Source organism: Agrobacterium sp. LR_9, assembly GCF_041954855.1.
In the GTDB taxonomy this organism is placed as follows: domain Bacteria; phylum Pseudomonadota; class Alphaproteobacteria; order Rhizobiales; family Rhizobiaceae; genus Agrobacterium; species Agrobacterium leguminum.
In genome coordinates this window covers 306,182-317,792 of the sequence record NZ_JAVAYA010000001.1, presented here as the reverse complement: position 1 = coordinate 317,792, position 11,611 = coordinate 306,182, and the positions used below count along the sequence as shown (strand labels likewise).

11 protein-coding genes and 1 tRNA gene are annotated in these 11,611 nt (G+C 58.6%); 5 read left to right on the top strand and 7 right to left on the bottom strand.

The window, feature by feature from the left end; all coding sequences use genetic code 11:
* Positions 1 to 72: 72 nt before the first annotated feature.
* Complete coding sequence (locus tag RAC79_RS01570) at positions 73 to 1,107, bottom strand: substrate-binding domain-containing protein (RefSeq protein WP_065654533.1); 1,035 nt, start codon at positions 1,105 to 1,107, stop codon at positions 73 to 75.
* A 195-nt stretch (positions 1,108 to 1,302) separates the two neighbouring features.
* Entirely contained in the window at positions 1,303 to 2,574 is a 1,272-nt protein-coding gene (gene phoR / locus RAC79_RS01565; protein ID WP_174038777.1) for a phosphate regulon sensor histidine kinase PhoR, read from the bottom strand.
* A gap of 233 nt (positions 2,575 to 2,807) precedes the next feature.
* Between phoR and ppk2 the strand changes: the two genes are divergently transcribed.
* Positions 2,808 to 3,689, top strand: coding sequence for a polyphosphate kinase 2 (ppk2, locus tag RAC79_RS01560; RefSeq protein ID WP_080855890.1), 882 nt, complete (start codon positions 2,808 to 2,810; stop codon positions 3,687 to 3,689).
* 48 nt (positions 3,690 to 3,737) lie between these two features.
* Here ppk2 and RAC79_RS01555 read toward each other — a convergent pair whose 3' ends face one another.
* Positions 3,738 to 4,883 carry a hypothetical protein gene (locus RAC79_RS01555; RefSeq protein ID WP_174038776.1) on the bottom strand — a complete coding sequence of 382 codons (1,146 nt, stop codon included), beginning with the start codon at positions 4,881 to 4,883 and terminating at the stop codon, positions 3,738 to 3,740.
* A gap of 255 nt (positions 4,884 to 5,138) precedes the next feature.
* Here RAC79_RS01555 and RAC79_RS01550 point away from each other — a divergent pair, with 255 nt between their 5' ends.
* Positions 5,139 to 6,101 carry a nitronate monooxygenase family protein gene (locus tag RAC79_RS01550; protein WP_020811427.1) on the top strand — a complete coding sequence of 321 codons (963 nt, stop codon included), beginning with the start codon at positions 5,139 to 5,141 and terminating at the stop codon, positions 6,099 to 6,101.
* Between the two features lie 136 nt (positions 6,102 to 6,237).
* Positions 6,238 to 6,313 (top strand) — tRNA-Thr (locus RAC79_RS01545).
* Between the two features lie 98 nt (positions 6,314 to 6,411).
* Here RAC79_RS01545 and RAC79_RS01540 read toward each other — a convergent pair.
* Complete coding sequence (locus RAC79_RS01540; protein ID WP_078051301.1) at positions 6,412 to 6,675, bottom strand: hypothetical protein; 264 nt, start codon at positions 6,673 to 6,675, stop codon at positions 6,412 to 6,414.
* 262 nt (positions 6,676 to 6,937) lie between these two features.
* On the opposite strand from RAC79_RS01540, the gene RAC79_RS01535 reads away from it, so the two are divergent.
* Entirely contained in the window at positions 6,938 to 7,096 is a 159-nt protein-coding gene (locus RAC79_RS01535) for a YqaE/Pmp3 family membrane protein (protein WP_020811433.1), read from the top strand.
* Between the two features lie 317 nt (positions 7,097 to 7,413).
* Positions 7,414 to 7,656, top strand: a complete 243-nt coding sequence (locus RAC79_RS01530; RefSeq protein ID WP_003519998.1) for a DUF982 domain-containing protein — start codon at positions 7,414 to 7,416, stop codon at positions 7,654 to 7,656.
* Positions 7,657 to 7,752: 96 nt separating this feature from the next.
* On the opposite strand, the gene RAC79_RS01525 is transcribed toward RAC79_RS01530, so the two are convergent.
* The 3 genes from RAC79_RS01525 to RAC79_RS01515 all read right to left on the bottom strand — a co-directional run bounded on the left by RAC79_RS01525 (position 7,753) and on the right by RAC79_RS01515 (position 11,454).
* A complete protein-coding gene (locus tag RAC79_RS01525; protein WP_020810556.1) occupies positions 7,753 to 8,145 on the bottom strand; it encodes a PRC-barrel domain-containing protein in 393 nt (130 codons plus the stop codon).
* A gap of 128 nt (positions 8,146 to 8,273) precedes the next feature.
* Entirely contained in the window at positions 8,274 to 9,155 is an 882-nt protein-coding gene (locus tag RAC79_RS01520) for an AraC family transcriptional regulator (protein ID WP_003520000.1), read from the bottom strand.
* Positions 9,156 to 9,264: 109 nt separating this feature from the next.
* On the bottom strand, positions 9,265 to 11,454 hold the full coding sequence (locus RAC79_RS01515; protein ID WP_174038775.1) for a TonB-dependent siderophore receptor: 2,190 nt from the start codon (positions 11,452 to 11,454) through the stop codon (positions 9,265 to 9,267).
* Between the last annotated feature and the right edge of the window lie 157 nt (positions 11,455 to 11,611).

Below are 11,611 nucleotides of genomic sequence, written 5' to 3'. Positions count from 1 at the left end.
CTGTCAACCGCGGACGACGGCCCAAGCGAAGCCGAATGAGGGGCACGGCAAAGCCGCACCCCTCTTTCTTCATTACATCGTGGAGCCGGCCGAGAACTTCGAGCGGATTTCTTCGCGCTCTGCGTCCGGAGCAGCAACCAGGCCGTAGTTGGCGAGCGGGGAATCCGGGCCGATCATCTCGTCGGAAACGAAGAACTCGACATATTCCTTAAGGCCCGGGATAACGCCCAGGTGAGCCTTCTTCACGTAGAAGAACAGCGGGCGGGAAACCGGGTACTTGCCGCTGGCAACGGTTTCGGTGGACGGAACGACGCCCGAAACGGTCGCGACCTTCAGACGGTCAGCGTTGTTTTCATAGAAAGCGAGGCCGAAAACGCCGAGGCCGGTCTTGTTGGCATCGATGCGGGCGAGCGTTTCGGTGTAGTCGCCATCGATGTCGACTGCAGCGCCGTCCTTACGGACTGCAACGCACTTGGCAGCAGCCTGCTTGGCGTCGGTGATGAGCGTCTTGATGACGTCGGTCGCCTTGGCTTCCTTGCAGCCGTCAGCCATGATCTTCTCTTCGAAGACTTCGCGCGTGCCGTGCTTGGAACCCGGGATGTAAGCAGCGATTGCTACATCAGGCAGTTCCTTGTTGATTTCCGACCATTTCTTGTAAGGGTTGGCAACGAGCTTGCCGTCCTTGACGACTTCAGCGGCGAGCGCAAGGTACAGATCCTTCGGCTCGAGCTTGATGTCCTTGTTGGAAGAGTCCATTGCGAAGACGATACCGTCGTAACCGATCTTCACTTCCTGAACGTCGGCAACGCCAGCAGCCTTACAGGCGGCCAGTTCGTCGCTCTTGATCTTGCGCGAAGCGTTTGCAATGTCGATGGTGCCTTCGCCGACGCCCGAGCAGAACGCCTTCAGACCGCCGCCCGTGCCGCCGGACTCAACAACGGGAGCCTTGAAGTTCGGGAAGGTTTCGGCAAAGGTCTCGGCAACGATCTTGGCGTAAGGCAGAACTGTGGAGGAACCGGCAACCTGGATCTGGTCGCGAGCAGCGGCGGCGCCAGCGAAGGCGACAGAAGCCACCAGAGCTGCTGCGGAAAATTTAACGATGTTCATTTGTCTCTCCCGTCGTGGGCTTTGTTGTGGACGCAGCCGATAGCGACACTCGCTCTTAGCTTGCGCTCGGCGACCTTTTCTTAACCACCGTAGCCCCATCCTTTTATGTCACTTTGACGAAAGATTTGTGACAATCTAACCTATTGATTTTATTTATAAATATGCGCGACATTAAAAGCAGATACATATTTTATGTCAGAATCTCACAGTGAAGTCCGTGCCGCTGCCCAATTCCGATTTAATGATGAGGCGGGCGCGGTGGCGGGTGAGGATGTGCTTGACGATGGCAAGTCCGAGACCCGTGCCCTTTTTCGAGCGGCTGTCGGCGACGCTGACACGATAAAAACGCTCCGTCAGCCGCGGCACATGTTCGGCGGGAATGCCCGGCCCCTTGTCGATAACGCTCACCTCCACCGGCTTGCCGGGTTCGGCCCGCAGCCAGACATCCACGACCTTGCCTTCCTGGCCGTATTTGCAAGCATTTTCAACGAGGTTCTGGAATACCTGCACCAGCTCGTCGCGGTCTCCCTGCACCTCTGCCGGCCGGTCGGGCAGGTGCAGCGTGATGGTCACATCCAGCTCGTCGGCAAGCGGCAGCAGGGTATCGCGCACATGGCCGATGACGGGAACGAGATCGACCTTCTGGTCGGGCGCGATGTTGGCCCGCAATTCCAGCCGCGACAGGGACATGAGATCGTCCACCAGCCTGCTCATGCGGGTTGCCTGATCCAGCATGATGGCAAGGAAACGTTCCTGCGCCTTCGGGTCGTTGCGCGCCGGCCCCTGCATGGTTTCGATGAAACCGCGCAGCGAGGCGAGCGGTGTGCGCAATTCATGGCTGGCATTGGCGACGAAGTCGCTGCGCATGCGGTCGATGCGGCGAAGCTCCGAGACGTCGCGGAACGACAGGATGTAGAATGGCGGGCCTGCCCCCTCTCGCACATCCGCACGGGCGATGCGGACGATGAAGACCCGTTCGGAAGGGAAGCGCTCCGAATGTTCGACCTGGTTGGGCTGGCCGGTGGCGATGGTTTCGCGAATGACATCCAGGAGGCCGGGAGAGCGCAACCGGGCGGAAATATGCGCCCCGGCGGGCAACTGGCCGAAGGCACGCTCGGCCGCGCCGTTCTGAAACAGCACGCTGGCGTTCCTGTCGAGAATGAAAACGGGGGTATCCAGAACCGCGAGGCCCGCCCTTACGCCGGAAATGACGCTTTCGCCGGGCACTTCCTGCTCATCTGCCTCCTCAGCCGGGCTCCCGTCCTTTGCGGGAGCGGCCCTCGGCCCCTCCCGGGCGGCGAGGATGGCAATGACGGCGCAAAGCCACAGGGCGGCGGGCATATAGGGCGTGTTGAGCTCGGCAACGGCCACGATGGCGAGCATGCTGACGATGAGAACGGGCAACCAGTTTCGACCGAGCTTCCTTCCCAAACGCCTTAACCCACCATCGCCTTCCATGACTGCCATTTCAGCCTGCTCTTTCCACTTTCATCTGACAGCGCATCGAAATCTCATAGGCCAGTTTCATGACAGAGATTCATCATCGCGCATTTTCCACAACGTATATGCGCAAAATCGACGCCGCAATCGCTGCCGCCGCAGCACCCCGGTCAAGCGGTCCTGTTTCACTTGAATTCTGGCAATGGATGTGAACTCATTGGCGTCGAGTTGCCTTTACACAACAACAGCCGGAGGAAACCATGGGCGAAGAAACGAAGAAGCGGACGGTCGATATCACCATAGGCGGCAAACTGCGCAGCTTCGACATCGACGATCCGGTTCTTCCTGACTGGGTTGAGGAAAAGAAACTTTCCGCCGGCGATTTTCCCTACGACAAGAAGATGAAGCGGGAGGACTACGACAGCACCCTCGAGGCGCTGCAGGTGGAGCTGGTCAAGGTGCAGTTCTGGCTGCAGGCCACCGGCAAAAGGGTCATGGCGGTTTTCGAGGGCCGCGATGCGGCGGGCAAGGGCGGCGCGATCTTCGCGACCCGGGCCTATCTCAACCCCCGCTATGCCCGCGTGGTGGCGCTGACCAAACCGACGGAAACCGAACGCGGCCAATGGTATTTCCAGCGCTATATCTCGCATTTTCCGACCGCCGGCGAATTCGTTCTCTTCGATCGCTCGTGGTATAACCGCGCAGGCGTAGAGCCGGTCATGGGTTTCTGCACACCTGAGGAACACAAGCGTTTCCTCAAGGAAACGCCGCGTCTGGAAAAGATGCTGGTCCATGAGGACGTTCATCTGTTCAAGTTCTGGCTCGACATCGGCCGCGAAACGCAGATCGAACGCTTCCATGACCGTCGCCACAGCCCGCTGAAATGCTGGAAGCTTTCGGATATGGACATAGCGGCGCTGACGAAATGGGACGACTACACGCAAAAGCGCGACGAAATGCTGGAAAAGACCCACACCGATGCCGCCCCCTGGACGGTGGTGCGCGCCAACGACAAGCGCCGCGCGCGGGTAAACCTCATCCGTCACATTCTTCTTGCGCTCGACTATGAGGGCAAGGACAAAAAGGCAATCGGCGAAATCGACGACAAGATTTTGGGATCTGGGCCGGATTTTCTCAAATAGGACCGGAAGACACTGACAGGCGCCTCCATTCGAGACGCCTGTTTTCCCTTACTGGCCCGGCAGAATGCGCACGGAATAAAGATTGACCGGGCGGCCGCTGCCATCGATATCGCTGTTGATGAAGATCCTGCCCGGCGCATTGGGGGCGAGAGATCGTTCGAATGTCGCGTTCAGCAGCATGTCCGCGCGCTCGGCCGTAGCCGTGAAGCGGTGGCGGGAGCAATCGCCCAATGTCGCGAAATCGCAGGCGACGGACACCTGGGTCTGACGGTCGCTGGAGGATTGCAGCGTGATCGAAATGGTCGAGGACTTGCCCGCCATATCCCGCATCACCTCCACCGGAACCTCGACGCTGACGGCGCCATCCTGCGAGACACTTCTTGAGGTTACCTTTATCGCCTTGCCGGCGGGTGTGGCGATGTTTTCGACATTGGCGCGTGGACCAGCCGAAACACCGGAACTGCCACGCTCCGCATTGAAGACTTCCACCCAGTCATCGGAAAAACCACGACCGGCGGAAAGGCTCGGCGCGGGCTCCGTCCCGTTGAAATCCTCCGCCTGCACCTGCGCCGGCGGATTGGGCACGCTGGTATCGCGCTGCTCCGGCGACAGCAGGAGGCCTGAGGAATAGACCCACCAGGCGCCGAAACCGATAAAGGCCAGAAGAGTCACATAAATGAAAAGCCGGGCGAACAGCCCCCGGCGCTTGCGGCGGCCAACCGCACCTTCCGGCCGGAAGGCAAGCGAAGAATCGCCCGCGCGGGAGCTCCTCTTCGGCGGCTTGCCATTGCGCTGCCCCGCACTCAGCGGCTCCGGAGCAGCGGCGGCGCCCGGCCGCACATCGCGCGTTTCGCCACGCAGCTCCGGCTCAACACCCATATCGCCGTGATGGGACGGCTGCGAAACGGGATCGACGGAGTGATCGTCGTGCGCCGGACTTTCCGGTGCGGGCGGGCGCAATTGCTGCTCCACCCTGTCCAGAAGCCGGTTGCGCTCTTCATTCTCGATCTGGTGGATCAGGCCTTCAAGCCGCTGGCGCTGCTGGGAGACAACCTGCGGATCGTCTATGCCCTGCTTGCGCAGGCCCGCTTCCAGTGCCTGGCGGGAGGATTGGTAAATCCGTGCACGAACTTCGGCGTTCGATCTGTCCGATTTTTCCAGAGCATTTCTGATTGCCGTTTCCAGTCCGCTCACGACCGATCCTTGTTCTATTGCGCTTTGCAAAAAATATGCGGCGCTGCGCCATGGGTTCACGATTCGGTAACGGCTATACCGCCCCTCCGCAAGCATCGTTTGTGATAAAGACCGGATTGCCTTGGGGAAAATCAATTCATTGTGGCGCTACGAACGCAGATTCGAGAGGCGAACGCCACGCTGTTTTCGCTTTCAATCTGCCGCTGAACGCGATATTGACTTACGTGCGCGTAAACGTAATTCGTGGGAGGAGACATGCTACCGTCCGTGCTGAAAGACAATCTGCGTCTTCCGGTCATAGCATCACCGCTATTCATCATTTCACATCCGCAACTGACGCTGGCGCAATGCAAGGCAGGCGTCATCGGCGCTTTCCCGGCGCTTAATGCGCGGCCCGAAAGCCAGCTCGACGAGTGGCTGGCAATGATCACCGAGGAGCTTGACGCTCACAACCGGGCCAATCCGGAGCGCCCGGCGGCGCCCTTCGCGGTCAACCAGATCGTGCACATGTCCAACCGGCGGCTGGAGCACGATCTCGGCCTTTGCGTGAAATACAAGGTGCCGGTGGTGATTTCCTCGCTTGGCGCGGTGCCGGAGGTCAATGCGGCTGTGCATTCCTATGGCGGCATCGTGCTGCATGACGTCATCAACGACCGCCATGCCCGCTCCGCCATTCGCAAGGGCGCGGATGGGCTGATCGCGGTGGCGACGGGTGCCGGCGGACATGCGGGCACGCTTTCGCCCTTCGCCCTCGTTCAGGAAATCCGCGAATGGTTCGACGGCCCGCTGCTGCTGGCCGGCGCCATCGCCAATGGCGGCTCCATTCTCGCGGCACAGGCCATGGGCGCGGATATGGCCTATATCGGCTCCCCTTTCATCGCCACCGAGGAAGCGCGCGCTTCAGAAGGCTACAAGCAGGCGATTGTGGACGCGCAGGCCAAGGATATCGTCTATTCGAACTATTTCACGGGCGTACACGGAAACTACCTGAAAAGCTCGATCGTCGCCTCCGGCATGGATCCCGACAATCTGCCCGAAGCCGATCCGTCAAAAATGGACTTCGAAACGGTCTCCGGCGGCGCCAAGGCCTGGAAAGACATCTGGGGCGCAGGGCAAGGCATCGGCGCCGTTAAGGCGGTGGAACCGGTGGCAGCGCTCGTCGATCGTCTGGCAAATGAATATGAAACCGCCAAAAAGCGCATCTGCGGGAAAGGCTGAAGTCTCCGGCAAACAATGGACAGGCAAAGCTTTTTGCGGAAATTTCAAAACCAGCACATTCAAGGCTTGAAATCCGTCAGCATTGCCTGTATCAGCCCGCCATGAAGCTGATCCGCAACAAACGGGTCACAATCGGGCCGCTTTAGCTCAGTTGGTAGAGCACGTCATTCGTAATGACGGGGTCACGTGTTCGAGTCACGTAAGCGGCACCATTTTTCTCACAGACTATTATCTGAATAGACACGCGCTGTCAGGACCAGCCCGAAACATAGGGCCGGCCGTGCAGACCCGCGAGATAAAAGCGCTGCGATTAACGAACAATCACGCCGTACTGACCGTAATACGGTGGGCGCGGGCGGTGGCGATAGTCACCGCGCCATTCCCTGCGATCCCGCCATTCTCTGTGTTGGCGCCAGTTCCGGCGGTCATAGTCGCGGTAATATCTGTCTCGATCATAAGCTCGATAATAGACACCGGACGAATAATATCCGCCCGTGCGGTAACCGCCATCGTCAACGCATCCGCTCAGGATGCCGACCGACAAGAGGCAGATTGCTGCGGTTAGAATCTTCATGAACTCATCTCCCAATAACCGACCTCAACGTCTGTCCGTGTCCTCGGTTCCGTTAGGAAGAGTGATGCGGCAGGCCTGAACGAGGGCTGAATGATACCGGTCGCTCTGACCTGATGCCTCATACGGGAGTGGGTTCATCAGAATTGGCGGCTTCCGGCTGCCGGCTACACCGATGGAAGGTAGGTATTCGTCGTCATGCTGAAACCAACCGGGCTCCACTCACGTTAATTGTCTAGTTTTGATTAACTTGAAAGCTCTCAACATGGACGTCATTCGGATCCTGATCGCCATCATCCTTCCGCCCGTCGGCGTGTTTCTTCAGGTCGGGCTCGGCCTGCATTTCTGGCTTAATATTCTCCTGACGCTGTGCGGTTATGTGCCTGGCATTATCCACGCGATCTGGGTGATCCTGCGGAGGTGATATCCGCTCTTACTGGCGATGGGACGTCCGCAACATTTTAGTACGTGATTAAATTCTCATTGGCTGCTGGAACCTCGTCTTCTTCCTCACGTTATGGTGATGACATCAGCGAAGGAGAAAATCATGAATCAGATCATCTACATCGTCGGCCTCGTCGTCATCGTTCTGGCGATCCTGTCGTTTTTCGGCTTCCGTTGATCCCCGTTGTCAATTCGATCGCTTGCGCATATCCTAAGCAGCAGTGACACACGACTGCGTTCATGGGTTGCTTCGCTGTCGAGTGTATTTCGGGATCGCGTTGCTCTGGGAGGTGCACGATGAAGAACGAGAGATGGACAGAGCCTGTCGAGGTCAATCTCGAGGCGAATGGCAAGAGTGTCATCGCCGGCCCCTTCGAAGCGTTGACATTATTGACCGAAGGCTGGCCCAAAATTGGCGGATTGAGCTTCGTGAGAGCGAGAAGCGCCTGCCGTGCCGCCCTTGACGGCCGTAAATCGCCCGAAGAAGCGCGCAAGTGCTTTACAGACGCGGTTTCCGAGATGCAGAAAAACCCGCATTGACGCACCCAAAAGAAAACGGCTCCTGAAAAGGAGCCGTTCTTTTATTTGCGACGCTTTCGGCGATCGAACGGCCGGAAGCGTTTTTTTCTCTGGGCCTTACATCCAATAGGGTGCGACGCCGTAATAATCATAGACCTTGCGGTCCTTGGCGTTCAGCAGATCGTTATCGTCGAGATTGGCGAAGTGCGGCGCATTTTCAATCTCTTCCTTGGTGAGATCGATGCGGTAGCCGTCGAGTTCTTCGTCGTAATGCAGCTTTTCCCAGGGCAGTGGATAATAGTCGTCACCGATGCCGAGGAAGCCGCCAAAGCTCAAGACCGCATAGGCAACGCGCCCTCCGCGCTTTTCCAGAATGATGCGCTGGATCGAGCCAATATGCTTGCTGTCGGCGCCGTAAACACGCGTGCCTTCCACCTTGTCGCTGGCGATCAGGCTCGGCGTATCCTTGACATAGGGGTCCTGTCCGGCGCGGGGTTCCTGATGCATCATGTGCCTTTCCTCCTTGATTTTCCTCATTTGTGTCACGTCTGGTAAACCCTTCGACGGACAATTCGTTCCGCGGCGTTTCAGGCGCTTCGGCGGGAATTTTTTTGAAGGGGAATGGAACGAAAACGACCTTATTGGCGGATTTTCTGCCAGACAGAGGGAGAAACACCGACCATCTTGCGAAAGACGCGGGAGAAATGCGCCTGATCCGAAAACCCGGCGGCAATGGCGATGTCGGTCAGCGCCATGTCTGTCCGCATCATCAGTTCCTTGACGTGATCAATGCGCGCCTGCATCTGCCATTGGTGCGGCGGCACGCCGGTGGAGGCCTTGAAGGCATGGCTGAAATGCGATTGCGACAGATTGGTGAGTTCCGCCAGCTCCTCCAGCCGGATCGACCGCAGGCAATGTTCGCGGATGTAATCCGTCGCCGCTCTCAACTGCCATGCGGCGAGCTTGCTGCGTTTTTTAACCGGCTCCCGCTTCACTTTCAGGAAGTCCGTCAATAGCGCCAGCACGAGGCTTTCGCCATAAAGGTCATGCAGCGGATCGGGATTATCGCATTCGGCGGCAATCAGGCGCGCCAGCGCCAGCAGGCGCTCATCCTCGAACATCAGATGCGGATCGAGCAGGCTGTGCGGGTCGAAGCCCTGTACCAGTCGAGCACCCAGCAATCCCGCATCGAAATGCAGATCGAGGTGGCGCACGAAGGAGACGTTGCTCAGTTCGGCATGCACGTCCAGATCGGCGGGCACGAAGGAAATACGGTTCGCCTTGGACGACCCGTAATTGTCGCGACGGCAGCGGTTCATCATGAACCGGCCGTCATCCGTCCCGTCCATATCCAGCAGGAAAACGAAACGTGGATCCTTGCCGACATAACGGCCGCCGGCCTTCGGGGCGCAACGCACATCCCAGAGATCGGCGACGATGCCGTTCCAGACCCGCGAGCGTGGGCCGCCAATGACGGCAAAACCCTCGATCTCATTTTCCATCCGCACGCGGAAAGCCATGGCCTCTCGATCCCGCAGGGCGCCATGGCGCCACTATAAACATGATAAATCTATTCATGTTTATAGTGGCAAACTGCTTTCCCCGCAACTGCCGGCCTTCAGCCAAGTCTTACCACTTCTTGGAAAGCTTGAAGGTGATGGTGCGGCTATCGCCCCAGCCGCAGACGGAGACGCCGGCGCAGCTCTTCACATATTCCTTGTCGAAGACATTGGCGACGTTGATCGATGCGGTCCAGTCATTTTTCTCATAGCGGATTGCCGCGTCGAAGACGGCAGCATCCGGAACGCGCAACGTATTTGCCTCATCCGCCCAGGATTTGCCCTGATACCGTACGCCGCCGCCGAGGCTGAGGCCCTCCAGCGCGTCTGTGGTGAAGGCATAGTCCAGCCACAACGAGGCGGTGTGAGCGGGCACGATCCATGGCGATTTGCCGATAAGGTTAGGATTGGCATCGCGGGTAATCTCCAGATCTGTATAGGAATAGGAGGCGATCGCCTTCCAGTTGTCGGTGAGATTGGCCTTGGCCTCCAGCTCGAGGCCAGTGGATTCCACCTGCCCGAACTGGCCGCTCGTGGTGACCCCGCCAGCCGTATAGGAAACGATGGCATTGTCCTTCACCAGCTTGAAGACGGAGGCCGTGATGCTGCCATCGAAGAAGGTCGGCTCATATTTGATACCGGCCTCGAACTGATGTCCCTCCTCCGGCGAAGCGGGAGTGCCATCCGCAAGCGTATCGATGAGCGGATTGAAGAAAGTGGCCGCCGAGACATAGGGTGTCAGGCCATTGTCGAATTCATAGGCGAGACCGGCGCGGCCGCTCAGCGCATCGTCATTCGAGCGGCGGGAGAGACCCGCAGGGAGCCTGTTGTTCAGCTCGGTGTCGACATAGTCGTAACGGCCATTCAGCGTGACCAGCCAGCCATCGCCGAAACGCAGCTGGTCCTGCGCGTAGATGCCGATCTGCTGCTGGGTCACGATATTGTCGGCATAAACGAAATTCGTTCCCTGCGTCGAGCCATAGACCGGGTTGAGCGCACCGATGGCATTCGATCCGCAGCAGGCCTGCACCTGGTCCAGCCGGTAATATTTATAGTCGAGACCGAAGAGCAGAGAGTGATTGACCGCGCCGGTATCGAACTGGCCTTCGACCCGATTATCCACGCCGAAACTGTCGACTTTCGACACGCCATCATAACCGAAGCGGGTCAGCATATAGTCGTTGGTGGTGGCATCGAGGATCGGCTGGCCGTTTGCATCTGTATTGGCCCAGCCCCCGGCATAGGGTCCGGTTTCGTGCTTGTAGAGGTGGCCATAGCGGGCGTTCTGGCTGATCTTCCAGCCATTGTCGAAGTCGTGGCTGACCTCGTAGCCCACCATGGACTGGTAGACGCGGCCATTGTCGATATCCGGCTCGCCATAAAACGCCTTTCGGTCGAGCTTGCCGAAGGGCGCGTCGACCACGGTGCCAACATAGGGCAGGAAGCCGTTGCCGATATGAACCTGATCGAGCGCCGAGAAATAGCCGTAGAGCGTGGCGCTTGTCTGCGCGTCCGGCTCGAAGGTGATCTGCGGCATGATGAAGCCGCGCAACTCCTCGGAATAATCGGTGTAATTATCGCCGCCGGAGACCTTGCCGGTGACGCGATATTTCCACACGCCTTCACCATCGACCTTGTCGCCGAGATCGAAACCGAAGAAGGCATTGCCGAAATTATTGATGCCGATTTCCGTTTCGCGCACCGGCTCATCCTGCGTGCGCTTGCGGACCATCTGCACGATACCGCCGGGATTGGCGCCGCCATAAAGCACCGAGGCCGGGCCTTTCAGAATTTCCACGCGCTCCAGACCGTAGGCATCCATCTGGAAACCGCCGAAACCGTAGCTGAACAGGTTCAGACCATCCAGAAACACGCCGGTCTGGGTGGCCTGAAAACCACGGATGTAAATCCAGTCCGTGTCCGGGTCGGTCCCGAAGGGCTCCGCCGTCACACCGGGGGTGTAACGCAGTACCTCGTCGATTTTCGTCACTGCGCCGCGGTCATCCATTTCCTGGCGGCCGACGACCGATACGGATTGCGGAATATCCCTGGTTTCCGTCTCGGTTTTCGAACCGGTCGCGCTTTTCTTCGCGACATAACCCCGGACCGGACCCGTCGCGTTTTCCGCGCCCTGCCCTTCGACGGTGATCTGCTGCAGAACGGTCGTGTCCTGCGCGTGGCCCATCGCTGGCGCCAGCAAAACGACGGCGGCCGTGCCCAAAGCCAGACGGCTCAAAAACATCCCATGCAAATTTTTCAAGATATGCCCCGAAACAGATCGCGGCCGATGTCCAAATTCGACAGGCCGCGGCACCTCAATTAAGCTGAGTATTTACATCAGGATTAAGGCAGGATGCTTGTCGTTTTCTGGCGGGATTTGAAGCTTATTGGCCTCTCGCACAGTTTTGCGTCCGTCA

What these genes read in the sequence shown, in the direction of transcription:
- phoR (WP_174038777.1), bottom strand. Translation starts at nt 2,574, where the DNA reads ATGGCAGTCATGGAAGGCGATGGTGGGTTAAGGCGTTTGGGAAGGAAG.
- RAC79_RS01525 (WP_020810556.1), bottom strand. Translation starts at nt 8,145, where the DNA reads ATGATGCATCAGGAACCCCGCGCCGGACAGGACCCCTATGTCAAGGAT.
- RAC79_RS01530 (WP_003519998.1), top strand. Translation starts at nt 7,414, where the DNA reads ATGAAGAACGAGAGATGGACAGAGCCTGTCGAGGTCAATCTCGAGGCG.
- RAC79_RS01535 (WP_020811433.1), top strand. Translation starts at nt 6,938, where the DNA reads ATGGACGTCATTCGGATCCTGATCGCCATCATCCTTCCGCCCGTCGGC.
- RAC79_RS01520 (WP_003520000.1), bottom strand. Translation starts at nt 9,155, where the DNA reads ATGGCTTTCCGCGTGCGGATGGAAAATGAGATCGAGGGTTTTGCCGTC.
- RAC79_RS01550 (WP_020811427.1), top strand. Translation starts at nt 5,139, where the DNA reads ATGCTACCGTCCGTGCTGAAAGACAATCTGCGTCTTCCGGTCATAGCA.
- ppk2 (WP_080855890.1), top strand. Translation starts at nt 2,808, where the DNA reads ATGGGCGAAGAAACGAAGAAGCGGACGGTCGATATCACCATAGGCGGC.
- RAC79_RS01570 (WP_065654533.1), bottom strand. Translation starts at nt 1,107, where the DNA reads ATGAACATCGTTAAATTTTCCGCAGCAGCTCTGGTGGCTTCTGTCGCC.
- RAC79_RS01540 (WP_078051301.1), bottom strand. Translation starts at nt 6,675, where the DNA reads ATGAAGATTCTAACCGCAGCAATCTGCCTCTTGTCGGTCGGCATCCTG.